The sequence below is a fragment of the Amorphus sp. MBR-141 genome (genome assembly GCF_053628695.1).
In genome coordinates this window covers 1-22,478 of sequence record NZ_JBRJGW010000002.1, presented here as the reverse complement: position 1 = coordinate 22,478, position 22,478 = coordinate 1, and the positions used below count along the sequence as shown (strand labels likewise).

The 22,478-nt window shown below is 70.1% G+C and carries 21 protein-coding genes; 14 read left to right on the top strand and 7 right to left on the bottom strand.

The features are described 5' to 3' along the window. Positions 1-49 precede the first annotated feature (49 nt). The 9 genes from ACSSVZ_RS02485 to ACSSVZ_RS02445 all read left to right on the top strand — a co-directional run bounded on the left by ACSSVZ_RS02485 (position 50) and on the right by ACSSVZ_RS02445 (position 9,424). Positions 50-997 (top strand): LysR family transcriptional regulator, encoded by a 948-nt coding sequence (locus ACSSVZ_RS02485; RefSeq protein ID WP_453968059.1) that lies wholly within the window; start codon positions 50-52, stop codon positions 995-997. Between the two features lie 138 nt (positions 998-1,135). Continuing rightward, complete coding sequence (locus tag ACSSVZ_RS02480) at positions 1,136-1,936, top strand: IclR family transcriptional regulator (RefSeq protein ID WP_453968057.1); 801 nt, start codon at positions 1,136-1,138, stop codon at positions 1,934-1,936. Beyond that, a complete protein-coding gene (locus tag ACSSVZ_RS02475; protein ID WP_453968055.1) occupies positions 1,937-2,722 on the top strand; it encodes an IclR family transcriptional regulator in 786 nt (261 codons plus the stop codon). Positions 2,723-2,847: 125 nt separating this feature from the next. After that, complete coding sequence (locus ACSSVZ_RS02470; RefSeq protein ID WP_453968052.1) at positions 2,848-3,600, top strand: SDR family NAD(P)-dependent oxidoreductase; 753 nt, start codon at positions 2,848-2,850, stop codon at positions 3,598-3,600. A gap of 28 nt (positions 3,601-3,628) precedes the next feature. Continuing rightward, entirely contained in the window at positions 3,629-5,329 is a 1,701-nt protein-coding gene (locus ACSSVZ_RS02465) for an FAD-dependent oxidoreductase (RefSeq protein ID WP_453968050.1), read from the top strand. Beyond that, positions 5,326-6,276 (top strand): DMT family transporter, encoded by a 951-nt coding sequence (locus ACSSVZ_RS02460; protein WP_453968048.1) that lies wholly within the window; start codon positions 5,326-5,328, stop codon positions 6,274-6,276. Before ACSSVZ_RS02465 ends, ACSSVZ_RS02460 begins: the two co-directional genes overlap by 4 nt. Positions 6,277-6,394: 118 nt before the next feature. After that, a complete protein-coding gene (locus ACSSVZ_RS02455) occupies positions 6,395-7,429 on the top strand; it encodes a TRAP transporter substrate-binding protein (protein WP_453968047.1) in 1,035 nt (344 codons plus the stop codon). A gap of 88 nt (positions 7,430-7,517) precedes the next feature. Beyond that, a complete protein-coding gene (locus tag ACSSVZ_RS02450; protein WP_453968044.1) occupies positions 7,518-8,087 on the top strand; it encodes a TRAP transporter small permease subunit in 570 nt (189 codons plus the stop codon). Then, the gene (locus ACSSVZ_RS02445; protein WP_453968042.1) at positions 8,084-9,424 is read left to right on the top strand and encodes a TRAP transporter large permease; all 1,341 of its coding nucleotides are present in this window, start codon (positions 8,084-8,086) and stop codon (positions 9,422-9,424) included. The genes ACSSVZ_RS02450 and ACSSVZ_RS02445 overlap by 4 nt, the downstream gene beginning before the upstream one ends. Positions 9,425-9,431: 7 nt before the next feature. On the opposite strand, the gene ACSSVZ_RS02440 is transcribed toward ACSSVZ_RS02445, so the two are convergent. Together ACSSVZ_RS02440 and ACSSVZ_RS02435 are read right to left on the bottom strand one after the other, a co-directional pair. Beyond that, on the bottom strand, positions 9,432-9,599 hold the full coding sequence (locus ACSSVZ_RS02440; protein ID WP_453968041.1) for a hypothetical protein: 168 nt from the start codon (positions 9,597-9,599) through the stop codon (positions 9,432-9,434). Then, positions 9,557-10,294 carry a class I SAM-dependent methyltransferase gene (locus tag ACSSVZ_RS02435; RefSeq protein WP_453968039.1) on the bottom strand — a complete coding sequence of 246 codons (738 nt, stop codon included), beginning with the start codon at positions 10,292-10,294 and terminating at the stop codon, positions 9,557-9,559. The genes ACSSVZ_RS02440 and ACSSVZ_RS02435 overlap by 43 nt, the downstream gene beginning before the upstream one ends. A gap of 120 nt (positions 10,295-10,414) precedes the next feature. Between ACSSVZ_RS02435 and ACSSVZ_RS02430 the strand changes: the two genes are divergently transcribed. Then, positions 10,415-10,843 (top strand): helix-turn-helix domain-containing protein, encoded by a 429-nt coding sequence (locus ACSSVZ_RS02430; RefSeq protein ID WP_453968038.1) that lies wholly within the window; start codon positions 10,415-10,417, stop codon positions 10,841-10,843. 30 nt (positions 10,844-10,873) lie between these two features. Here ACSSVZ_RS02430 and ACSSVZ_RS02425 read toward each other — a convergent pair whose 3' ends face one another. After that, positions 10,874-11,749, bottom strand: a complete 876-nt coding sequence (locus tag ACSSVZ_RS02425; protein WP_453968036.1) for an aldo/keto reductase family oxidoreductase — start codon at positions 11,747-11,749, stop codon at positions 10,874-10,876. A gap of 97 nt (positions 11,750-11,846) precedes the next feature. Between ACSSVZ_RS02425 and ACSSVZ_RS02420 the strand changes: the two genes are divergently transcribed. Next, positions 11,847-12,743 (top strand): LysR family transcriptional regulator, encoded by an 897-nt coding sequence (locus ACSSVZ_RS02420; RefSeq protein WP_453968035.1) that lies wholly within the window; start codon positions 11,847-11,849, stop codon positions 12,741-12,743. A 67-nt stretch (positions 12,744-12,810) separates the two neighbouring features. Here ACSSVZ_RS02420 and ACSSVZ_RS02415 read toward each other — a convergent pair whose 3' ends face one another. The 3 genes from ACSSVZ_RS02415 to ACSSVZ_RS02405 all read right to left on the bottom strand — a co-directional run bounded on the left by ACSSVZ_RS02415 (position 12,811) and on the right by ACSSVZ_RS02405 (position 15,380). Beyond that, entirely contained in the window at positions 12,811-14,106 is a 1,296-nt protein-coding gene (locus ACSSVZ_RS02415; protein WP_453968034.1) for an MFS transporter, read from the bottom strand. A 137-nt stretch (positions 14,107-14,243) separates the two neighbouring features. Next, positions 14,244-14,702 (bottom strand): GNAT family N-acetyltransferase, encoded by a 459-nt coding sequence (locus ACSSVZ_RS02410; RefSeq protein ID WP_453968033.1) that lies wholly within the window; start codon positions 14,700-14,702, stop codon positions 14,244-14,246. A 216-nt stretch (positions 14,703-14,918) separates the two neighbouring features. Then, positions 14,919-15,380: an Lrp/AsnC family transcriptional regulator gene (locus ACSSVZ_RS02405; RefSeq protein WP_453968031.1), complete on the bottom strand. Its 462-nt coding sequence runs from the start codon at positions 15,378-15,380 to the stop codon at positions 14,919-14,921. Between the two features lie 155 nt (positions 15,381-15,535). On the opposite strand from ACSSVZ_RS02405, the gene ACSSVZ_RS02400 reads away from it, so the two are divergent. Both ACSSVZ_RS02400 and ACSSVZ_RS02395 read left to right on the top strand, forming a co-directional pair. Then, positions 15,536-16,555, top strand: a complete 1,020-nt coding sequence (locus ACSSVZ_RS02400; protein ID WP_453968030.1) for a 1-aminocyclopropane-1-carboxylate deaminase — start codon at positions 15,536-15,538, stop codon at positions 16,553-16,555. Between the two features lie 128 nt (positions 16,556-16,683). Continuing rightward, entirely contained in the window at positions 16,684-19,011 is a 2,328-nt protein-coding gene (locus ACSSVZ_RS02395) for a transketolase-like TK C-terminal-containing protein (RefSeq protein ID WP_453968648.1), read from the top strand. Between the two features lie 91 nt (positions 19,012-19,102). Here ACSSVZ_RS02395 and ACSSVZ_RS02390 read toward each other — a convergent pair whose 3' ends face one another. Then, positions 19,103-19,345 carry a putative hemolysin gene (locus tag ACSSVZ_RS02390; RefSeq protein ID WP_453968029.1) on the bottom strand — a complete coding sequence of 81 codons (243 nt, stop codon included), beginning with the start codon at positions 19,343-19,345 and terminating at the stop codon, positions 19,103-19,105. Between the two features lie 584 nt (positions 19,346-19,929). Between ACSSVZ_RS02390 and ACSSVZ_RS02385 the strand changes: the two genes are divergently transcribed. Continuing rightward, positions 19,930-22,188 (top strand): xanthine dehydrogenase family protein molybdopterin-binding subunit, encoded by a 2,259-nt coding sequence (locus tag ACSSVZ_RS02385; protein ID WP_453968028.1) that lies wholly within the window; start codon positions 19,930-19,932, stop codon positions 22,186-22,188. Positions 22,189-22,478: the final 290 nt, after the last annotated feature.

Sequence of the window (22,478 nt, the reverse complement as noted above, 5' to 3'; positions counted from 1 at the left end):
TTACGCCCTAACATGCGCATCGTGCATAATCTTCGAGGATTATTGAGACATGCGGCTGGACTGGCTGGAGGACATCCTGGCGGTGCTGGAAGCGGGGTCGCTGGCCGCGGCGGCCGAGCGCCGCTTCGTCACCCAGCCTGCCTTTTCCCGGCGGATCATGGCGATCGAAGCCCATCTCGGCGTCGAGCTGCTCGACCGCAGCCGCAAGCCGGCGCAGATGAAGGCGGCGGTGCGCGACGAGCGCGAGCGCATCCAGGATCTCGCCACCCGCCTGCGCGAGCTGGAGAACCATCTCCGCCGCCAGGACCGCGAGGTGCAGAACCGCATCGTCATCTCGTGCCAGCACGCCATCACCACGTCGATCGCGCCGTCGCTGGTCCAGCAGCTGTCGATCGACCGCAACCTCAGCACCCGGCTGCGTTCCGCCAACCGGGAGGAGTGCTACGCCCAGCTGATGACCAAGCAGGCCGACATCGCGCTGCTCTACCAGTCGGAGACGGAGCCGCTGCCGCCCGAAGATGCCTATCTCGAACGCATCGAGATGGGCCCCGAGCCGCTGATCCCGGTGTTTCCCACGGCGCTGCTGGACCGGCTGAACGAGGACTACGCCCGGGGCGTGATCCCGATCGTCGCCTATCCGGCCGAGGTGTTCCTGGGCAAGGTGATGAACCAGGAGATCCTGCCGGGCTTTGCCAGTGCGGCGTTCCTGAGCAAGCGCGCCGAGACGGCGCTGACGCTGGCGATGAAGCAGCTGGTGTCGGCCGGGGTCGGGGTGGCGTGGCTGCCGGCGAGCCTGGTGGCCGACGAGGTGGCGTCGGGCGCATTGAGCGACCTCAGCCCGGCCTTCGGCGCCGGCCGGCTGCAGATCGTCGCGATGCGCCTCCGGCTGGAGGGGACGCCGGTGGTCGACCGGGTGTGGCGCGAGATCGAGCGCATCTACGGACCGCCCGGACCCGGGCAGCCCGACGCGGACGCCGTGCCGCCGGCACCTGCATGATCCCTCAGGAAGGCATTGCCCAGCGGGCTGAATCCGGGCCCATTTCCTTTCGAGCGGGTGATTCCACCGCGCCGCAAAAGCATCTAGAGCATGTCGGTTCCCGTCGGACCGATGGGGAAACGGCATCAGGAGACCGACGTGACGCGTGCTGCGCCTGACAAGCGGGAGATCGGGACCGGCGGCAAGCAGCCGCGCGGCATCCAGTCGATCGAGGTGGGCGGCCGTCTGCTCGATGCGCTGGTGGCTCATGCGACGCCGATGTCGCTGAAGGACCTCGCGGGTGCCGCCGACATGGCGCCGGCCCAGGCGCACGGCTACCTGGCGAGCTACCGGCGCTGCGGCATGGTCGAACAGGACGCCGCTACCGGCCGCTACCAGCTCGGCCCGTTCGCCATGCGGCTGGCGACGGCGCGGCTCCGGACGGTTCCGGAGCTGGTCGCCGCCACGGAGGCGGCCATCACGCTCGGCCGGGAGCTCGGCATCATGGCGACGCTGGCGGTCTGGGGGCCGCACGGCGCCACCGTCGTCCACCGCCAGGACGGCGACGAGGTGCTCAACGTCAACATCCGCGTCGGCACGATGTTCGCAATGGAGGCGACGGCGACGGGCTATCTGTTCGCGGCCTTCGCTCCCGAGGCGCGCAGGAACGCGTTCCCCGCCGCGGGCGCCCAGGCGATGGCGCGGATCGCGGACGCCCGGGCGAGCGGCTACGCGATCACCCGCGAGGCGCCGGTGCCGGGCGTCAACGCGCTCGCCGCGCCGATCCTCGACGTCGAGGGTGATATCGCCGCGGCCATCACGCTGATCGGCTCGGTGGGGCGGCTGTCCGTCTCGACGAAGGGCAACCCGGCGCTCGACCGGCTTCTCGACGTGAGCCGCGGGCTGTCGGCCGCCGGGCGGCGGATGGCGGTCGCATCGGCCGGCGGGAAGGGGCGCTAGATGCCGACCAAGCAGGAAGGACGCGGCGTCCGCTCGATCGAGGTGGGGGCGCATCTGCTGGAGGTGCTGGCAGCCAGCGCCGAGCCGCTGATGCTGCGCGACCTCTCGCAGCGCGCCGGCGTGGCGCCGGCGCAGGCGCACGCCTACCTGACGAGCCTGCGCAAGCTCGGCCTGGTGGAGCAGGAGCCGCACACCACCCGCTACCGGCTCGGCCCGGCGACCCTCGACCTCGGCATCGTGCGGACGCGCAACGTCGACCCGATCCGGCTGGCCCAGGAGGCCGCCATGGCGCTGTCGACGGAAACCGGCCTGTCGGTGGCGCTGGTCGTCTGGGGCTCGTTCGGGCCGACCGTGATCCAGGTCGAGGAGGGGCCGGACCAGATCCACATCAACACCAAGGCCGGCACCGTCTATTCGATCACCGGCACGGCGAGCGGACGGGTGTTCGCGGCGTTCCATTCGCCGGCCATCGTCGAACGGGCGCTGACGGAGGAGCGGAGCGAGAACGGCTCGACCGGCCGCGTCGGCTCGGCCGCGACGCTCAGTGAGGCCGACATCGCGGCGATTCGGCGCGACGGTTACGCGACGGTGTCGCCGCCGCCGGTGCCGGGGGTGAACGCGCTGTCGGCGCCGATCTTCGATCATTCCGGCCAGATCCAGATCGCCATCACCCTGATCGGGGCGGAAAGCGTGCTCGATACGTCGCCCGAAAGCCCGTTCCTGCCGGTGCTGCTGCGCTTCGCCCACGACGTGTCGCGCAAGCTCGGCGCAGACCCGGCCGCCTGAACCCGATTTCTCTCATCCCACGATCACCAGCGGCGCGCCGGTGCCTGCACCCGTTTGCGCTCCGGCAGGATTTGTTATAAGCGAACGAATTAGATAATCGCAAAAATCAGGGACGAGCGTTCGCTATGGAAGGCGTGAAGGACAGGGTGGCCGTGGTGACCGGGGCCGGCCAGGGCAACGGGCGCGCCATCGCGCTGGGTCTTGCCCGACAGGGGGCGCATGTCGCGGTCTGCGACATCGACGGGACGAAGGCCGCCGGGACCGCCGCGGAGATCGAAGCACTCGGCGCGCGGGCGTTTGCGGCGACGGTCGACGTCTCCGACAAGCGCGCCTGCGCCGGGTTCGCCGACGCCTGCCGCGAGCGGCTGGGCGAGGTCGAGATCCTGGTCAACAACGCCGGGATCATCCGCCGCCAGCGAATCCTCGAGGACGGCTTCGACGACGGCTGGGACGCGCTGTTCCGGGTCAACGTGGACGGCACCCGCAACATGCTGAAGGCGCTGCTGCCCCAGCTGCGGGCGCGCAAGGGCCGGGTCGTCAACCTCGGCTCGATCATGTCGGTGACGGCCGGCGCCGGCATTTCCGCCTATGCCGCGACCAAGGGCGCGATCCTGCAGTTCACCAAGGCGATGGCCAACGAACTCGCCGCCGACGGCATCCGCGTCAACGCCATCGCGCCGGGCGTGATCGCCACGCCGATGACCGAGGCGACCCGCGCCAACAGCGATGCCATCAGCCGCTTCATGGGCCACACGCCGCTCGGCCGGGTCGGCGAGCCGGACGAACTGGTCGGGCCGGTGCTGTTCCTGGTGTCGGACATGTCGAGCTACGTGACGGGCGTCCTGCTGCCCGTCGACGGCGGCTACCTCACCGCCTGATCGCCGCTCCATCGGAAGAGACACAGTGATGAAACAGCACCTCTGCGACGTTCTCATCGTCGGCTCCGGCGCCGGCGGGCTGTCGGCCGCGGTGACCGCCGCGCACCGCAACCTCAATGTCCTGGTCGTGGAAAAGGAGCCGGTGTTCGGCGGCACCACCGCGCGCTCCGGCGGCTGGATGTGGATCCCCGGCAACGCCCCCGCCAAGCGCGAGGGCGTCGTCGACAGCGCCGAGAAGGCCCGCACCTACCTGGAGCACGAGGCGGGCGCGCATTTCGACGCCGCCCGGGTGGACGCGTTCCTCGAGAACGGACCGAAGGCGGTCGACTTCTTCGAGACCGACACCGCGCTGCAGTTCGACCTCGGCCCGACTTTCGCCGACTATCACCCGGACGCGCCCGGCGGCATGCCCGGCGGCCGGTCGATCGTGGCGCGGCCGTTCGACGGCCGCGAACTGGGCAAGGAGATCAGCCGGCTGCGCCCGCCGCTCGCCGAGATCACCTTCCTCGGCATGATGATCGGCTCGGGAAAGGAACTGCTCCACTTCTTCAAGGTGACGCGCTCGCCGATCTCCGCCTTCTTCGTCGCCAAGCTGTTCTCGAAGTTCGTGCGCGACAAGGCGTTTCACGGCCGCGCCATGCGGCTGATGAACGGCAACGCGCTGGTCGCGCGGCTGGCGAAATCCTGCTTCGACAAGGGCGTGCCGATCTGGACCCGCGCGCCGGTGCGAACGCTGGTGAAGGACGAGAAGGGACGGGTGACCGGCGCGATCGTCGACACGGCCACCGGCCCGGTCGAGGTGGTCGCGGCGAAGGGGGTCGTGCTCGCGGCGGGCGGATTTCCGCAGGACATCACCCGCCGCAAGGCGCTGTTTCCCCATGCGCCGACCGGCAACGAGCATGCCTCGCCGGCGCCTCCCGGCAACACCGGCGACGGGCTGCGGCTGGGCGAGGGTGTGGGCGCGACCGTCGACGACACGCTGCCCAACGCCGCCGCCTGGGTGCCGATCTCGCGGCCGGTGCGGCCGGACGGGACGCTCGGCACGTTCCCGCATTTCGTCGACCGGTCGAAGCCGGGCGTCATCGCGGTGACGCGGTCGGGCCGGCGCTTCGTCAACGAGGCGGACTCCTACCACGACTTCTGCCAGGCGATGGTGAAGCGGTGCAATGAGGAGGGCGGCGAGATCTGCGCCTACTTCATCGCCGACCACCCGACGTTCCGGAAGTACGGTCTCGGCTACGCCAAGCCGGCGCCGGTGCCTTACGAGGGGCAGATCAAGTCAGGCTACCTGATCCGCGGCCAGACGCTGGCCGACCTGGCGGACAAGATCGGCGCCGATCCGGAGGAGCTCGAGAAGACGGTGGAGCGCTTCAACGGGCCGGCGCGCAAGGGCGAGGACCCGGAATTCCACAAGGGCTCGACCGCCTACAACCTCTCGCTCGGCGATCCCGAACACGGGCCGAACCCCTGCCTCGCGCCGATTGAGAAGGGGCCGTTCTACGCGGTGAAGCTGGTGGTCGGCGATCTCGGCACCTTCGCGGGCCTGCGCTGCGACGCCAACGCCCGCGTCCTCGACGGCGAGCGCCAGCCGATCCCCGGCCTCTATGCGGCGGGCAACGACGCCGCCAGCATCATGGGCGGCAACTATCCGGGCGGTGGCATCACGCTCGGCCCGGCGATCACCTTCGGCTACATCGCCGCGCGGCACATGGCCGGAGCGAACGATTGAGCCCGCTTTCGCCGCCGGCCGGACCGGCGGCGGAGCTGTCGACGGCCGTCCTGCTGAAGGGCATCGGCTTCGGGCTGGCGGCGGCGCTCGGCTGGGCGATCTACAACGTTGGCGTTGAGGTCGGCCGCAAGCAGGGCTTCTCCAGCGCCGACCTGACGCTGCTGCGCTACATCGTGCCAGCGGTGGTGCTGCTGCCGCTGCTGATCGCCCGCCGGCGCCAGGTCGCGGCCCGGCTCGGCTTCGCCAAGGCCTTGGCGCTGACGGTGGCGATCGGCCCGCTGTTCGCGTTCGTCTTCAACACCGGCTACGGCATCGCGCCGCTCGCCCACGCGGTGGTCATCAGCCCGGGCATGACGATGATCACCGCCAACGCGCTGTCGGTCCTCATCGACCGCCGGCCGCTGCCGCTGCACCGACAGGTCGGCATCCTCATCCTCATCGGCGGGCTTGCCGCCATCGCGTTCGACCAGCCGGCGCCGAAGGATCCGACGACGGCCACCTGGCTCGGCGATCTCTGTTTCGTCTGCTCGGGCTTCCTGTGGGGCCTGTTCACCTACCTGCTCGGGCGCTGGCGGCTCGATCCAATCGACACGACGGCAGCGGTCGGGCTGCTCGCCACGCTCACCTTCCTGCCGGTCTACCTGATCTGGTTCGGCCTGACCGACCTGCCGCTGAGCGACTGGGCGCTGCAGGTGGTCTACCAGGGCGGGCTTGGCGGTTGCCTCGCCATCATCTTCTACGCGGCGGCGATCGCCACCATCGGGCCGGGCCTCGGCGGGCTGTTTCCGGCGCTGGTGCCGCCGCTGGCGGTGCTGCTCGCGATCCCGCTTGCGGGCAGCCTGCCGACGTTCGCCCAGTGGGTGGGGATCGCGCTTGCCACGCTCGGGTTGCTGACGTCGCTCGATCTTGCACGCAGGTTGCTGGGTCGGGGAAAAAGACCGCGCTAGCCGTGGATTTCCGGCCCTCTTGAAGGGGGGTGGAGGTTGATGGACCGGTGCAATTCGTATATGCCGAATAAATTAGTCCATCGAGAATGAATAAGCGTCCGGAAGGACGGGAGGAAACATGAAGAAGTATCTTTTGGCGGCCGGCGTGGTCGCGCTGGTGGCCAGCGTCCAGACCGCCTCGGCGGAAAAATTCGACCTGCAGAGCGTGTTCGGCCTGCAGGTTCCCTCCATCGGCCCGAGCCCCCAGAAGTGGGCCAAGCGGGTCGAGCTGATGACCGATGGCGACGTCGAGATCGACGTGCACGGCGCCGGCGAGTTCGTGCCGCCGTTCGAGGTGTTCGACGCGGTCTCCTCCGGGGCGATCCCGATGGGCTTCGACTGGATCGGCTACTGGGCGGAGAAGATCCCGGTGGCGAACCTGGTCGGCTCGATGCCGTTCGGCCCGACCCCGGACGTGGCGCTCGCCTGGATGTTCAAGGGCGGCGGCCTGGAGATCATCCAGAAGGCCTACGATCCGTTCGGCGTGAAGGTCATCCCGTGCCACCTGGTGGTGCCGGAAGCCGGCGGCTGGTTCAACAAGGAGATCACCAGCCCGGACGACTTCAAGGGCCTCAACATGCGCATCGCCGGCCTCGGCGGCAAGGCGCTGGCCAAGCTCGGCGCCAACACCCAGCTGGTGCCGGCCGGCGAGATCTTCGTGTCGCTGGAGACCGGCCGCATCGACGCCACCGAGTTCTCCGCGCCGCAGCTCGATCTCGGCTTCGGCTTCCAGAAGGTCGCCAAGCACTACTACTTCCCGGGCTGGCACCAGCCGTCGAGCTGGGACTCCATCATCATCAACATGGATGTGTGGAAGGCCTTCTCGGAGGACCAGCAGTCGAAGATGGTCGAGGCCTGCATGGCCAACATCTCCGACAACCTGGCCGACCAGATCAACGCCCAGGCTGACGCCATCGCCACCATCCGCGAAGCGGGCGTGACGGTGGAGCGCTTCCCCGAGCCGGTGCTCGATGCGCTGCGCGCCGCCTCCAAGGAGGTGCTCGACGAGGAAGCGGCGAAGGATCCGATCTTCAAGGAAGCCTACGAGTCGCTGACGGCCTATATCGACCGCGTCGGCGAGTGGGACACCCTGCAGGCCCTCCCGCGGAACTAGTCAGCCGCGCTCCCTCGAGCGCATCCCGCTTGCGACAGGACCGGCCCGCCATCGGCGCGCCGGTCCTTCCCATTCCGGACGGACGACGATGCGACGCCTGCTCCAGTTTCTCATCGATGCCTGCTGCGTGATCGGCAGCCACGTCGGCTGGCTGATCCTGCCGCTGGTGGTGTTCGTCTGCGGTGCGGTGGTGGCGGCCCACTTCGGCATCAACCAGATCGCCAGCTGGAGCCAGCCGCTGCCGCTGCTCGGCGACGCGCTGACGGTGAACACGCTGCTCGACCTGCAATGGTCGATCTTCGCGCTCGTCGTGCTCTTCGGCGGCGTCTACGCCCTGCGCGACGACCAGCACGTCAGCGTCGACTTTCTCTCCGCCGGCTTCTCCCCGCGCACCCGCCTGATCATCCGCACCATCGGCGATCTGGTCCTGCTGGTGCCGTTTACCGTCATCATCGTCTGGTTCGGCACCAGGTTCGCCCTGTCGTCGTTCGCCAGCGGCGAGAGCTCGACCTACGGCGGGCTGATGGACCGGTGGATGGTCAAGGCCTGCGTGCCCATAGCCTTCGCCATGCTCGGCATCTTCGGCCTCTGCCGGGCCCTGCTGACGATCCTCGACCTGATCAGCCCCGCAACCGACGAAAGGGGCTCCGAGCGATGAGCGAGGTTCTCTGGCCGAGCCTGATGCTGCTGGCCCTGATGGCCGGCATCTTCGCCGGCTATCCCGTGGCGTTCGTGCTGGCCGGCGTCGGCATCCTGACCGCCTTCGTGGCCGGCGTGCCGATCCTGTTCCTGTCCACGTCGGTCTCGCGCATCTATTCCGGCATCCTGACCAACTGGCTGCTGATCGCCATCCCGCTGTTCGTCTTCATGGGGCTGATGCTGGAGCGCTCCGGCATCGCCGAACGCCTGCTGCGCTCGCTGGCGGCGATCTTCCGCGGCATGCCGGGCGGCTACGCCTTCGCGGTGGCCATCATCGGCGTGGTGATGGCGGCCTCGACGGGCATCATCGGCGCCTCGGTGGTGCTGATGGGCATGATGGCGCTGCCGACCATGCTGAAGAACAACTACGACCCGAAGGTCTCCAGCGGCCTGATCGCCGCCAGCGGCACGCTGGGCATCCTGATCCCGCCGTCGATCATGCTGATCGTGCTGGGCGACCAGATGCGGATCTCGGTCGGCGACCTGTTCATGGGCGCCGTCGGGCCGGGCCTGTTCCTCGGCGTCCTCTACATCCTCTACATCGCCGCGATCGCGATCTTCCAGCCCCACAAGATGCCGCCCGCGGAGATCGAGTCGGCCGGCAGCTTCGGCGCCAGCCTCATGCGGCTGCTCCTCGATCTGCTGGCACCGGTGATCCTGATCGCCGCCGTGCTCGGCACCATCGTCGCCGGCATCGCCACGCCGACGGAATCGGCCGCCATCGGTGCGCTCGGCGCGACGCTGCTGGCGCTGATCTCCGGACGGCTGGACCTCAGGACGATCGGGACCGCGCTGCGCGACACCACCAAGACCACCGCCATGATCATCTTCGTGATGATCGGCGCCACGGTGTTCTCCGTCATCTTCCGCAAGCTCGGCGGCGACGACATGATCGAGGACGCCTTCGCCGTCCACGAGGGCAACCCCTACCTGGTCCTCGCCATGATCATGGGGCTGGTGTTCATCCTCGGCTTCTTCCTGGAGTGGGTCGAGATCACCCTGGTGGTGGTGCCGATCGTGGCGCCGGTGGTGGCCGGGCTCGACTTCGGGCTCAACCACGACCAGACGCTGATCTGGTTCGCCATCGCGCTGTCGGTGAACCTGCAGACCTCGTTCCTGACGCCGCCGTTCGGCTACGCGCTGTTCTACCTGCGCGGCATCGCGCCACCGGAGATCTCCATCTCGACGATCTACAAGGGCGTGATCCCGTTCGTGCTGCTGCAGCTGCTGGCGCTGATCTCGGTGATCGCCTTCCCGCAGCTGACCCTGTGGCTGCCGGAATACCTGTCGCGCTGAGGCGGCATTACGCCCGGGCGCGCAGGCGCCAGCAGGCGGCGACGTAGCGGACCTCGTCGCCCTCCACGAACGGGTCGAAGGCAGCGCGCACCGTGTCGACGACGCGGGCGCGGGTGGCCTCGTCGGCGTCCTTCAGGGCGAGGCCGACGGGTCCGAGCCGGGTGAGGTAGCCCACCAGTCCGGCTTCCGGGAACCGGCACGCCACGTCGACGGGCTCAAGCTCGATCCCGCTCCAGCCGCTCTCCGACAGGATGCGGGCGACCCGGTCAGGGTCGGCGAAGGCGAACTGGCCGGGCGCGCGTGCGGGTCGCGGGCCGGCATAGAGGCCAGGAACGGGGCCGCGGCGCGTTCCGCCGCGGTCATGAACGGGTTGTCGGCCGGCGCGCGCCAGGCGAACGCGTCCAGCGCGGCTCCGGGGCGGGCGGCGGCGCGCAGGTTGGCGAAGGCCGCCGCCGGGTCGGCGAAGAACATCACCCCGAAGCGCGAGACGATCCGGTCGAAGCGGGCTGGCGGGAAGGCGTGGGTGCCGGCATCGGCCTGCTCGAAGGTCGCCGGCAGGCCGGCTGCGGCGGCGCGCTCACGGGCGCGGGCGAGCATGGGGGCGGAGAGGTCGACGCCCACGGCCGCTCCTCGCTCGCCCACCTGGCGCGCAACGGCGAGCGTGGTCGCGCCGGTGCCGCAGCCGACATCCAGCACATGCGCGCCGCGTCCCTGCTGAACCGCTTCGGCGATCCGCGTCTCGAAGCCCTGGAACATGCGGTCGAGGGTGTCCTGGGCGTCGACCCAGGCGTGCCCGGCCGGGCCGTTCCAAAGCGCCGCCTGGTCCACGGCGGCGGGTGTGGCGGGGGCGGGATCTGGTGCGGTGGTCATCGTCGTGGGGCTCCATGTGCCCGCCGCAAGGCGATCGGGCGCTTGCCCGAACCGGGCGGAACGCGCACTGTGCCACTTCAAGCCGACTTGAGGTCAAGGGCAGTGAGGGAACCGCCGCAGATGGACATTTCCGATGCGGCGAAGCGGTCGGGCGTTCCGGCCTCGACGCTGCGATACTACGAGGAGAAGGGGCTGATCGCCTCCGTCGGGCGCCGTGGCCTGAGGCGCGTCTTCGACGACGACGTGCTGGAGCGGCTGGCGATGATCGCGCTCGGGCGCGCCGCCGGCTTCTCGCTCGACGAGATCGCCGGCATGTTCGGCGCCGACGGCCGACCGAGCCTCGACCGGACGGTGCTGGCGGCCAAGGCCGACGATCTCGACCGGACCATCCGGCGCCTCGCCGCCATGCGCGACGGCCTGCGCCACGCGGCCGCCTGCGGCGCGCCGAGCCACATGGAATGCCCCACCTTCCGCCGCATCCTGAAGAAGGCCGCCTCAGGCGGGTTCGGGGCGCCGGAGCGCAAGGCCCCGGCGCGTCTGGGCGGATGACCGGGCCGGCTGCGATCCGATCCCTTTCTGTCAGGCCTCCGCCGACGCGATGGTGTCGAGGCGGGCGATCGCCTCGGCCGGCAGCTCGAGGGCGGCGGCCGCGAGGTTCTCGCGCAGGTGCGCCGTCGAGGACGTGCCGGGGATGAGCAGGAGGTTGGGGCTGCGCTGGAGCAGCCAGGCAAGCGCCACCTGCATGGGCGTCGCGCCCAGCTCCGCCGCCACGTCGGACAGCGTGGACGACTGTAGCGGCGAGAAGCCCCCGAGCGGGAAATAGGGCACGTAGGCGATGCCTTTCGCCGCCAGGTCGTCGATCAGCGCGTCGTCGCCGCGGTGGGCGAGGTTGTACTCGTTCTGCACGCAGACGATGTCGGCCATCTCGCGCGCTTCCGCGATCTGGGCGGGCGTCACCGTGCTGAGGCCGATGTGGCGGACCAGCCCCTCGCGCTGCAGGTCGACGAGGACGGACAGGGGTTCGGCGATGGGGTCGGAACTGAAGCCGTGGTTCTCGCCCATGATCCGGAGGTTCACCACGTCCATGGCCTCCAGGCCGAGGTTGCGGAGGTTGTCGTGGACGGCGCTGCGGAGCTGGTCCGGCGAATAGGCTGCGTTCCAGGAGCCGTCGGCACCGCGTACGGCGCCGATCTTGGTGACGATGACGAGGTCGTCGGGGTAGGGGGCCAGCGCCTCGCGGATGATCTCGTTGGTCACATGCGGGCCGTAGAAGTCGCTGGTGTCGATGTGGTCGACGCCGGCGGCGACCGCCTCGCGCAGCACGGCAACCGCGGCGGCCCTGTCCTTCGGCGGTCCGAAGACGCCGGGGCCGGCGAGCTGCATGGCGCCGTAGCCGAGGCGCTTCACGGTGCGGGTGCCGAGGGAAAACGTCCCGGCCCGGGAAAGATCGGTCATGTCCAGTCTCCTCTGAATGCCGGGTCCGGAGATAGGGCCACCGAGGATGCGTGATAATCCGTGACGTCGCGCACAGGATTGTGCAGGATCGTGCACAATGAGCAGTCCGGACCTTCAGGATCTCTCCGCCTTCGTCGCCGTCGTGCAGGCCGGCGGCTTTCGCGAGGCCGCGCGCGCCAGCGGCGGCTCGGCCTCCAGCCTCAGCGCGGCGGTGCGCCGGCTGGAAACGCGGCTGGGCGTGCGGCTCCTCAACCGGACGACGCGCAGCGTCGCGCCGACGGAGGCGGGGGTGCAACTTGCCGAGCGCCTCGCCCCCTCGCTGGGCGAGATCGGTGAGGCGCTGGATCTGGTCAACGCGTTCCGCGACCGGCCGCGCGGCACGCTGAAGCTCAACGTGCCGGGCAGTGTCGTGCGTCTGGTGCTGCCGGCGATCGTGCCGGCCTTCCTGAAGGCCTATCCGGACATCCGCCTGGAGCTGATCGTCGACGAGGGCTTCGTCGACGTGCTGGCGGCCGGGTGCGACGCCGGCATCCGCTACGAGGAGCGGCTCGAGCAGGACATGATCGCGGTGCCGATTGGGCCGCGCGTCCAGCGCTTCGCGGTTGGCGCTTCCCCGGCCTATCTCGATGCCCGCGGACGGCCCGAGCATCCCCGCGACCTGCTGGAGCATGCCTGCCTGCGCAGCCGCTTTCCGAGCGGTGCCAATCCCGCCTGGGAATTCGAGCGCGATGGCGAGACCGTGGTCGTCGATCCGAAGGGCCCGCTGGTGGTGACCGCCGGCACGGGGACGGAGTTTGCCGTCGAGGCGGCCCGGGCGGGGCTCGGCGTGGTCGCACTGTTCGAGGACTGGCTGCGCCCGGATTTCGAAAGCGGCGCGCTGGAGCCGGTGCTGGAGGCCTGGTGGCAGTCGTTCTCCGGACCGTTCCTCTATTTCCCCGGCCGCCGCCACCTGCCGGCGCCGCTGCGCGCCTTCGTCGACTTCGTGCGGGGGTGAGGGGCGGGGCGTCTGGCAGCGCGCGGCCGCTGTGGGCCGCCCGGGACGACCCATGCGACGGGCGCCGCTACGGCCGGGCTTCTGCCGCGTCCTCCGCTTCGGCTTCCGGCACAGACTCGCGTTCGGCCTCGGCATGGTCCGCCGCCCATGCGCCCGCCGCCTCCACCGCCACGGGCGAGGCGGAGGGCAGCACGCCCAGATAGCTTTCGGTCTGCTCCACCGGCGGGGTCGAACGCCGTGTCATGCGGTAGAGCGCATAGAGCGCGATGGCTGCAAAGGTCGTCGCAAGAACGAGCCAGAACGCGAAGGGGCCGAAGGTCTGCATCGCCTGGCCGGCGGCCAGCGGACCGGCGATGGCGCCAAGCCCGAAGGTGAAGATCAGCCCGCCCGATGCGGCCGGCATGTCTTCCGTCGACAGGAAGTCGTTGGTGTAGGCGAGAAAGAGGGCATAGAGCGGCGTCGTCATCCCGCCGGCGAGAAAGGCGGACGCCATCAGGGGCCAGAGACCGCCGCCCGTGAGCCATGCCAGGACGCAGGATGCGGCGCCGATCGAGGACACGAAGAAGATCAGCCGGCGCCGGTCCACCCGGTCGGAGAGCCACCCGATCGGGTATTGCAGCACCAGCGCGCCGGCGAACAGCATCGCGATGAACAGCGCGATCTGCGCCGTCGTCATGCCGATCTGGGTGCCGAAAACCGCCCCCATGCCGGACTGGGTGGCGTAGACGCCCCCCAGCAGGAAGATGCCGATGGTGCCGAGCGGGGAGCCCTTGAACAGGGACCTCAGGGGCATCGGGCGCGCGACCCTGGTGACCGGGGCCGGGGACACGGACAGCAGGATAGGCGCGAACGAGACCGAAACGAGGATCGAGGCCCCGATGAACAGCACGGAGGTCCCGGCATCGCCCAGTGTCAGCAGACCCTGCGCGCCGATGATCCCGAGGGTCTGGGCTATCATGTAGGCCGACAGCAGCTTGCCGCGCGTTTCGTTGGTCGCGGCGTCGTTCAGCCAGCTTTCGGCGGCCACGTAGATGCCCGACATGCAGAAGCCGAGAAGCACCCGGAGCAGCGCCCAGGCCAGGGGGTCGGTGATCAGCGGAAAGGCGATCAACCCGGCCGACATGAAGCTGCCCAGCGAGGCGAAGACCCGCACATGCCCGACCCGCTTGATGAGCTTCGGGCTCATCCGCGCGCCCCACAGGAAGCCCACGAAATAGCTCGACGTCACGATCGCCAGTGCCGTCGCGGAGAAGCCCTCGATCCCGCCGCGCAGGCCGATGAGGGTGAACTGCATGCCGTTGCCCAGCATGATGAGGACGATACCGAGCAGCAGGGCCCAGACGCTCGACAATACCTGGATCATGAGGCGTCCTTTTCGGGTGCGGCCGTCTCCCGGTGCATCATCCGGCTTCGCACGCGCCGGTCACGTCTGTCCTTGCTGCAGCGCCGTATGCCCGACTGTTTGCGACGCGGGCACCCGGCCTTGCGGTTCCGGGCGAGTCAGGCCACGTCCTTGCGCATGGTGGCCATGCCACGGCGGCGGCCGAGCTCCTCATAGCCGGCTCCGTCGTAGAGCCGCATAGCGGCCTCGTTGTCGGTCTCGGCCTTCAGCGTGATCGACAGGGCGCCGAGGTCGCGGGCGGCCGCCTCGGCCATCTCGGTCAGCTGCCTGCCGGCGCCGCCGCGCGCCGCCTCCTCGATGAACACGTAGACGAGGTGGCGCACCTCCGGGCCGATGCCGACCCTGAGGGCGAAGAAACCGACCTCGCGGCCCGTCTCGTCGACGAGATAAAAGGAGGCGTCGTCGGGCTCGTTCAGCCACTTCTCGCGCCATTCGAGCTGGTCGAACGGGAACTTGGCGTTGGGATTGACGAGGGCGAGGTCGGCTTCGTCGGCGAGCAGGCGCGCCAGCGGCGCGAGTTCGAACGGCACGTTGGGCCGGACGCGGAGGTCGGTCATGAGAGCGGGGTCCCGGTGATCGGTTGTTGCCGGTGCCGGGGCGCGCTGGCGCAACCTGCCGGTGGCGGAGACCCCATCGGCGGCGCGGCGCGGAGGGCGGCGATGGCCAGCGGTCCCGGGGCGCGGGCAACCTCTAGCAAGCGGGGCGGGCGCTTGGCCACCCCCGGCGGCCGGAAAGCCTGTCCGGACATGCGGGCCCCGGGGTGGCACCGGCGGTCAGAACGGCAGGGGCGTGGCCTCCTTCACCTCCTTCAGCACGAAGAAGGTCCGGATCTGGCGGACGCCCGGGAGCGCGATCAGCATCTTGCCGTGCAGGGTGTTGAAGTCGCGCATGTCGCGGACGCGGATCTTCAGCAGGTAGTCGAAGTCGCCGGCCACCAGCTGGCATTCCAGAAGCTCCTTCATGCCGGCGACGGCGGCCTCCAGCTCGGCGAAGCTTTCCGGCGTCGAGCGGTCGAGGACCACGCCGACCATGACGAGCGTGCCGAGCCCGACGGAGTTCGGATTGACCCGAGCGTGCACCCCGGCGATGTGGCCTTCGTCGAAGAGCCTCTGGGTGCGACGGTGGCAGGTGGCGGCGCTGACGTTCACGGCCTTGGCGATCTCGGCGTTGGTGAGGCGTCCGTCCGCCTGCAAATGGCGCAGGATGCTCCGGTCGATGCGGTCGAGCTCGGCCATGAAAGAATCTTCCGTCTGGATGGCATCAGATGCGGAGGATTGTGGCCTGAGCGCTTTCCTTATGTCCAGAACGCCTGAGATGGCGGCGAACTTTGAAAGCACCTTTCCGGTGCCGTGAGCTAGCCTGATCGGCAGGACAACGAGGAGAACCGCCGATGTCGCTGCTGGAGAAATTCGACCGCTACCCGCTCACCTTCGGCCCCACCCCGATCGAGCATCTGCCCCGGCTCACTCAGGCCCTCGGCGGCAAGGTGGAGATCTACGCCAAACGCGAGGACTGCAATTCCGGCCTCGCCATGGGCGGCAACAAGCTGCGCAAGCTGGAATACATCGTGCCGGACGCGATCGCCTCCGGCGCCGATACGCTGGTCTCCATCGGCGGGGTGCAGTCGAACCACACCCGCATGGTCGCGGCGACAGCCGCCAAGATCGGCATGAAGTGCGTGGTCGTCCAGGAGAAGTGGGTGCCCCACTACGACGCGGTCTACGACCGTGTAGGCAACATCCTGATGACCCGGCTGATGGGGGCGGACTCGCGCCTCGTCGACGACGGCTTCGACATCGGCATCCGCAAGAGCTGGGAAAACGCGATCGAGTCGGTGCGCCAGGCCGGCGGCACGCCGTATGCGATCCCGGCCGGCGCCTCGGTGCACAAGTACGGCGCGCTCGGCTACATCGGCTTCGCGGAGGAAGTCGCCGCGCAGGAAGCCGACCTCGGCTTCACGTTCGACTACATCGTCGTCTGCGTGGTGACCGGCTCGACCCAGGCCGGCATGATCGTCGGGTTCGCCGCCCAGGACCGCGCCGACCGGGTGATCGGCATCGACGCGTCGGGGACGCTCGACCAGACCCGCGCCCAGGTGCGCGCCATCGTCGACAACGCGGCGGATCTCGTCGGCCTCGGCCGCACCGTTCGAGAGGACGAGATCGTCATCAATCCGGACTATGCCTATCCCGCTTACGGTGTACCTTCGGAGGAAACCAACGCGGCGATCCGTCTTGCCGCCCGCACCGAGGCGATGATCACCGATCCGGTCTACGAGGGGAAATCGATGCAGGGCATGATCGACCTGACGAAGAAGGGCTTCTTCCCCGACGGGTCGCGCGTGCTCTATGCGCATCTGGGCGGCGCGCCGGCGCTCAACGGCTACAGCTACTATTACAAGGACGGCTGAGCGTCCGTCCGACACCGAAGGGGCCGCTCGGCGGTGGCCTCTTGCTCTCCAAGGCTTGCGGAGTGATCCCGTTGTCCAACGCCCACCTGAAGACCATCGAGCAGCGCCTTCTCTGGCTGTCGCACTGGATGATCCATCACGCCAACCACATCCGCCCGAAGGCGGACGGCATCAAGGTCGGCGGCCACCAGGCGAGCTCGGCCTCGATGGTGTCGATCCTGACGGCGCTCTATTTCCAGGCGCTCAGGCCCGAGGACCGGGTGGCGGTGAAGCCGCACGCCTCGCCGATCTTCCACGCGATCCAGTACCTGATGGGCAACCAGACGCGCGAGAAGATGGAGGCGTTCCGCGGCTTCGGCGGCGTGCAGAGCTATCCGAGCCGCACCAAGGACGTGGACGACGTCGACTTCTCCACCGGCTCGGTCGGGCTGGGCGTCGCCATCACCTCGTTCGCCTCGATCATCCAGGACTACATCCACGCCAAGGCGTGGGGCGGCGACGCCCCGCTCGGCCGCATGGTGGCGCTGGTGGGCGATGCGGAGCTCGACGAGGGCAACGTCTACGAATGCCTGCAGGAGGGCTGGAAGAACGGCCTGCGCAACACCTGGTGGATCATCGACTACAACCGCCAGTCCCTCGACGGGATCGTGCGCGAGGGCCTGTTTGGGCGCATCGAGAAGATCTTCGACGCGTTCGGCTGGGACGTGGTGCGGGTGAAGTACGGCGCGCTGCAGCGCGCCGCCTTCGAGGAGCCGGGCGGTGCCCGCCTGCGCGACTGGATCGACGGCTGTTCCAACCAGGAATACGCGGCGCTGACGTTCATGGGCGGCGCCGTCTGGCGCAAGCGGCTGATGGACGATCTCGGCGACCAGGGCGACGTCTCCGCGCTGATCGACCGGCGCAGCGATGCCGAGCTGGCCGCGCTGATGGAGAACCTCGGCGGCAACTGCGTGGCGACCATGGCGGAGACCTTCGCCGCGATCGACCACGACCGCCCCACCTGCTTCCTCGCCTACACCATCAAGGGCTGGGGCACGCCGATCGCCGGCCACAAGGACAATCACGGCGGCCTGATGACCAAGACCCAGATGGCCGCCTGGCAGCGCCACATGGGCGTGCCCGAGGGCGCGGAGTGGCAGCCGTTCGCCACCGTCGAGGACGTGGCCGGCCTGCAGGCCTTCCTCGGCCGGGTGCCGTTCTTCCAAAGCGGCCCGCGGCGCTTCGCCGATGCCCGCCTCGAGGTGCCGCCGATCCCTGCGCCGGGCGAGCGCGAGATCTCCACCCAGGCGGCATTCGGCAAGATCCTGGACGAGCTCGCCAAGGGCGACAGCGATCTCGCCGCGCGCATCGTCACCACCTCGCCGGACGTGACCGGCACGACGAGCCTCGGCCCCTGGGTGAACCGGCGCCGGCTGTTCGCCCGCGCCGCCCAGTCCGACGCCTTCATCAGCCACCGCATTCCCTCGACCGCCAAATGGGAGTTCGATCCCGAGGGCCAGCACATCGAGCTGGGCATCGCCGAGATGAACCTGTTCCTGCTGCTGGGGGCGGCCGGGCTGTCGCACAGCCTGTTCGGCAAGCGGCTGATCCCCATCGGCACGGTCTACGATCCGTTCGTGAACCGCGGCCTCGATGCGCTGAACTACGCCTGCTACCAGGACGCCCGCTTCCTGATCGTCGGCACGCCGTCGGGCGTCACGCTGGCGCCGGAGGGCGGGGCGCACCAGTCGATCGGCACGCCGCTCATCGGCATGTCCCAGGATGGGCTGGCGGCGTTCGAGCCGGCGTTCGCCGATGAGCTGGCGGTGATCATGGCGTGGGCCTTCGACTACCTGCAGCGGGACGGCGAGGCCGATCCGGACGAGCGCACCTGGCTGCGCGACGAGACCGGCGGATCGCTCTACCTGCGGCTCACCACCAACCCGATCGAGCAGCCCGGCCAGCGCTCCGACGACGCCTTCCGCCAGGGCGCCATCGACGGCGGCTACTGGCTGCGCAAGCCCGGCCCGAACGCGGAGGTGGTGATCGCCTACCAGGGCGCGGTGGCGCCGGAAGCGATCCGGGCGGCCGGGATGCTGGCGGAAAGCCGGCGCGACATCGGCGTCCTGGCGGTGACCTCGGCCGACCGGCTGAACGCCGGCTGGACGGCGGCGCAGCGGGCGCGGGCGCGCGGCAACCGCGGCGCCGAGGCGCATGTCGAGCAGCTGATGCGCGGGCTGCCGCGCCACTGCACCCTCGTCACCGTGGTCGACGGCCATCCGGCCACCCTGTCGTGGCTGGGCAGCGTTGCCGGCCATCAGACCATCCCGCTGGGCGTCGAGCACTTCGGCCAGACCGGCACCATCGGCGACCTCTACGCCCACTACGGCATCGACGCGGCGGCGATCGTGGAGACCGTCGGCGGGCTGACGGCCGGCCGGCACGCCAGTCTCGGCATTCTGGCGGCGCACGCCTGAGTGGTGCGCCCGGTCGCCGGCGCGCCGGGCTTGTGCGACGCCTGAATCCGGAGCGATTTCGGCTGGTGCCAGAACGGCTTGGGCGTGATCGCTACGAGCTGTGATCGCGCCGGTAGAGCGCCCATTCGTCGATGCGCTCGCCGCTCGGCAGCAGGCAGTCGTTGGCGACGCCGGCGGCCGTCTTTACCGCCACGAGGCGGCCGCCCTGGTCCCCGCAATAGACCGAGGCCGGGTTGGCCAGGCCGACGGCGGCGGCCGGTTTCGGGGCGTTCTGGGTAGGCGTGCAGGCCGCGAGGGCGAGCAGGGCGAGGCCGGCGGGTGCGCAGATTTTCATGGGGGCTGTCCTTCGTCGGGCGGGGGGCGCGCTGGTGCGCAGCGCAGCTGGTCGGCGCGTGCGCGCGTTATCCCGATCTAAAGGCTTTTCGCGCATCGTGGCGAGCCTTTGCCCGGCTTGTCGGCCGCGACGGCGGGGGCCCGGACCGCTGCGATGTTCCGCCCGAAGGCGCTCGTCCTGGAGATGCGGAATTTCCGCTAAATGACATCGATCAGTGTCTTATGTTTTTGATAAAAGCTTATGGTTAACAGTGCATTATGCATGAGGTTTAATCTCATTTGTGAGAGCGAAATTCCGCTCGGTTGAAGTGACTTCGAAGGCGCGGTGAGGCCGGCCTGCCGGGCTGCGGGTGGCGGGGCGGCGCACCGGGCCGCGCTGGTCCGCGCGCCGGGAAACCGGCCGGATGCGGGCGCCGATGCGCGCCATGAGGGGTTTACGCGCAGGCGTGCGCGTGGTCGCATCCGGGTGGACGGATCTGCGCTATCGGGGGTCCAAACTGCGCTATTTTGCGCTTTCGGCCTGCGCACGCCGGCTGCGCACGCGGCGCGCACCAACAGTCGAAGCGGAGGCGGGTGAGCGCCGGCATGGGTGTGGACGATCTCCTTCTCGGACGCGGAACCTTCGTCGCCGACGTCGCCCACCCGGGCGCCCTGCACGCGGTGTTCGTCCGCGCCCCGCTCGCCCACGCCCGCATCCGGGCCATCGACACCATCGACGCACTCAGTGCGCCAGGCGTCGCCGCGGTGCTGACGGCGGCCGACCTGGGTCCGGTCGCCCCGCTGGTCTCGCCGGTGCGCGTCGGCGGCGCCGGCAACCGGCTGGCGGCGATCGGCCGGCCGATCCTCTGCGCCGACACGGTGCGGCACGTGGGCGACCCGGTGGCGGTGGTGCTGGCGGCCTCGGAAGCCGAGGCGCTGGATGCGGCCGAGCTGGTCGCCGTCGACTACGAGATGCTGCCGGCGGTCGCCTCGGTGACGGCCGGCGCCGGCGACCGGGCGGGCGATGCCGAGATCGACCCGGCCGCGCCGGGCAACGTCGCGCTCACCTTCGCGAGCCGCCCGCCCGGCCGCACCGACGCGGCGTTCGCCGCCGCCCACCGGATCGCCCGCATCACCCTCGACCAGTCCCGGGTGGCGCCGACGCCGCTGGAGACCCGCGGCGCGGTGGTCTCCCACGACCCCGCCACCGGCCGGCTGACGCTGGAGCTGCCGACGCAGGGGGCCGCCGCGGTGGCGGGCGCCATCGCCGCCTCGCTGGGGCGCGACCCGGCCAGCGTCCGGGTGATCACCCGCGACGTCGGCGGCTCGTTCGGCATGAAGATCTACCCCTATCCGGAACACGTGGCGCTGGCGGTGGCGGCGATCGCCACCGGCCGCACGGTGCGCTGGATCGCCAGCCGGGCGGAGGCGCTGCAGAGCGACACCCAGGGCCGCGAGATGCGCTCGGAGGCCGAGATGGCGCTCGACGCCCGCGGCCGCTTCCTCGCCGTCCGGGTGCGCCACCAGGCCGACTTCGGCGCCTATGTCTCCACCTACGCGCCGCACACCATGACCTACGGCCCGACGAGCGTCGCCACCGGCCTCTACGCCATCCCCGACGCCGACGTGGCGATGACCGGCCGTCTCTCCACCACGGTGTGGACCGACGCCTACCGGGGCGCCGGCAAGCCCGAGGGGATTCTCGTGCTGGAGGCGCTGGTCGACGAGGCGGCGCGGGTCTCGGGCCTCGACCCGGCCGAGATCCGCCGCCGCAACCTGATCGGCGCGGCCGCGCTGCCGCACGCGACGCCGGCCGGCGAGACCTACGACAGCGGCGACTTTCCGGACCGGCTGGCCGCCGCCCTGGCTGCGATCGAGCCCGGCTCGGCCGCGCGCCGCGCCGCCGCCACGGGGCGCGGCCGGCTGTTCGGGCGGGGCCTGTCGTGCTGGCTCGACACCACCAGCGGCGGCCCCATCGACACGGCGCGGCTCAGCGTCGACACCGAGGGACGCGCGACGGTGACGGCCGGCAGCCAGGACACCGGCCAGGGCCACGCGGCCGCCTTCGCCCGCATCGTCTCCGAGCGGACCGGGCTCGCGGTGGCCGGCCTCGCCCAGGGCGATTCCGATGCGGCGCCCGAAGGCGGCGGCAGCTACGGCGCGAAGACCATGGCGGTGATGGGCTCGGCGGTGGCCAACGCCTGCGACGCGCTGGTGGCGGCGGCGCGGGCGCGGGCGGCGGAGCGCTTCCAGGTGGCGCCCGAGGCGGTCCGCCTCGAGGGCGGCGCCCTGGTCGTGCCCGGCACCAACCACCGCCTCGAGCTGGCGGCGCTGGCGCGCGCGGCGGGCGGGCTTGCCGCCGAGGCGAAGGGCGGCGGCGCCACCACCTACCCGAACGGCTGCCACGCCTGCGAGGTGGAGATCGATCCGGAGACGGGCGAGGTGGCGATCGCCGCCTATGTCGCGGCCGACGACTACGGCGCCATCCTCGACCGCGACGGCCTCGCCGGCCAGCTTCAGGGCGGCATCGCCCAGGGGCTGGGGCAGGCGCTGCACGAACGCGTGGTGTTCGCCGCCGCCGACGCCCAGCTCGTCACCGGCAGCCTGATGGACTACGGCCTGCCGCGCGCCGCCGACATGGGCGCGCCGACGCTGCTGCTGACCGAGGACCACCCCTGCCGCAATACGCCGCTCGGCACCAAGGGGGTGGGCCAGGCCGGCGCCATCGCCGCCCCCGCCGCCATCCTCAACGCCGTCAACGCCGCGCTGGCGGAGGCGGGGGCAGGGCCGATCACAAGCCTGCCCGCGACGCCGCTGGCGGTGTGGGAGGAGCTAAGGGTGGGGCGGGGGGACGGCGTGGGTTGATGCGTGATGGGGCGGGGGCCGTGGCTCGGCTGAGGATGCAATTGGATACATTGCGGTCGTTCAGGCCCGATTTGGCCCTACCCAGAAACGGACATTCGGGCTCATCTCGATGAACGGCGGAAATGCGCCATACGGTCCCGAATCCATTAAGTGGACGCTCATGAGGCCGGGTAGTTTGTGGCGTTTCGCTATGATCTAGTGGATTGATCGGATCAAAGGAGTCCGCTTGGGGATTCCTCTGACGGCGCGGCCGTGCGAGTCTGACGTATGCGCAGCGGCATCTCCTTCAC

Excerpts from the sequence above, each read along its gene's own strand:
- ACSSVZ_RS02395 (WP_453968648.1), top strand. The coding sequence starts at position 16,684 with ATGATCCATCACGCCAACCACATCCGCCCGAAGGCGGACGGCATCAAG.
- ACSSVZ_RS02435 (WP_453968039.1), bottom strand. The coding sequence starts at position 10,294 with ATGACCACCGCACCAGATCCCGCCCCCGCCACACCCGCCGCCGTGGAC.
- ACSSVZ_RS02470 (WP_453968052.1), top strand. The coding sequence starts at position 2,848 with ATGGAAGGCGTGAAGGACAGGGTGGCCGTGGTGACCGGGGCCGGCCAG.
- ACSSVZ_RS02385 (WP_453968028.1), top strand. The coding sequence starts at position 19,930 with ATGGGTGTGGACGATCTCCTTCTCGGACGCGGAACCTTCGTCGCCGAC.
- ACSSVZ_RS02410 (WP_453968033.1), bottom strand. The coding sequence starts at position 14,702 with ATGACCGACCTCCGCGTCCGGCCCAACGTGCCGTTCGAACTCGCGCCG.
- ACSSVZ_RS02455 (WP_453968047.1), top strand. The coding sequence starts at position 6,395 with ATGAAGAAGTATCTTTTGGCGGCCGGCGTGGTCGCGCTGGTGGCCAGC.
- ACSSVZ_RS02445 (WP_453968042.1), top strand. The coding sequence starts at position 8,084 with ATGAGCGAGGTTCTCTGGCCGAGCCTGATGCTGCTGGCCCTGATGGCC.
- ACSSVZ_RS02450 (WP_453968044.1), top strand. The coding sequence starts at position 7,518 with ATGCGACGCCTGCTCCAGTTTCTCATCGATGCCTGCTGCGTGATCGGC.
- ACSSVZ_RS02475 (WP_453968055.1), top strand. The coding sequence starts at position 1,937 with ATGCCGACCAAGCAGGAAGGACGCGGCGTCCGCTCGATCGAGGTGGGG.
- ACSSVZ_RS02430 (WP_453968038.1), top strand. The coding sequence starts at position 10,415 with ATGGACATTTCCGATGCGGCGAAGCGGTCGGGCGTTCCGGCCTCGACG.
- ACSSVZ_RS02420 (WP_453968035.1), top strand. The coding sequence starts at position 11,847 with ATGAGCAGTCCGGACCTTCAGGATCTCTCCGCCTTCGTCGCCGTCGTG.
- ACSSVZ_RS02405 (WP_453968031.1), bottom strand. The coding sequence starts at position 15,380 with ATGGCCGAGCTCGACCGCATCGACCGGAGCATCCTGCGCCATTTGCAG.
- ACSSVZ_RS02425 (WP_453968036.1), bottom strand. The coding sequence starts at position 11,749 with ATGACCGATCTTTCCCGGGCCGGGACGTTTTCCCTCGGCACCCGCACC.
- ACSSVZ_RS02400 (WP_453968030.1), top strand. The coding sequence starts at position 15,536 with ATGTCGCTGCTGGAGAAATTCGACCGCTACCCGCTCACCTTCGGCCCC.
- ACSSVZ_RS02390 (WP_453968029.1), bottom strand. The coding sequence starts at position 19,345 with ATGAAAATCTGCGCACCCGCCGGCCTCGCCCTGCTCGCCCTCGCGGCC.
- ACSSVZ_RS02465 (WP_453968050.1), top strand. The coding sequence starts at position 3,629 with ATGAAACAGCACCTCTGCGACGTTCTCATCGTCGGCTCCGGCGCCGGC.
- ACSSVZ_RS02485 (WP_453968059.1), top strand. The coding sequence starts at position 50 with ATGCGGCTGGACTGGCTGGAGGACATCCTGGCGGTGCTGGAAGCGGGG.
- ACSSVZ_RS02415 (WP_453968034.1), bottom strand. The coding sequence starts at position 14,106 with ATGATCCAGGTATTGTCGAGCGTCTGGGCCCTGCTGCTCGGTATCGTC.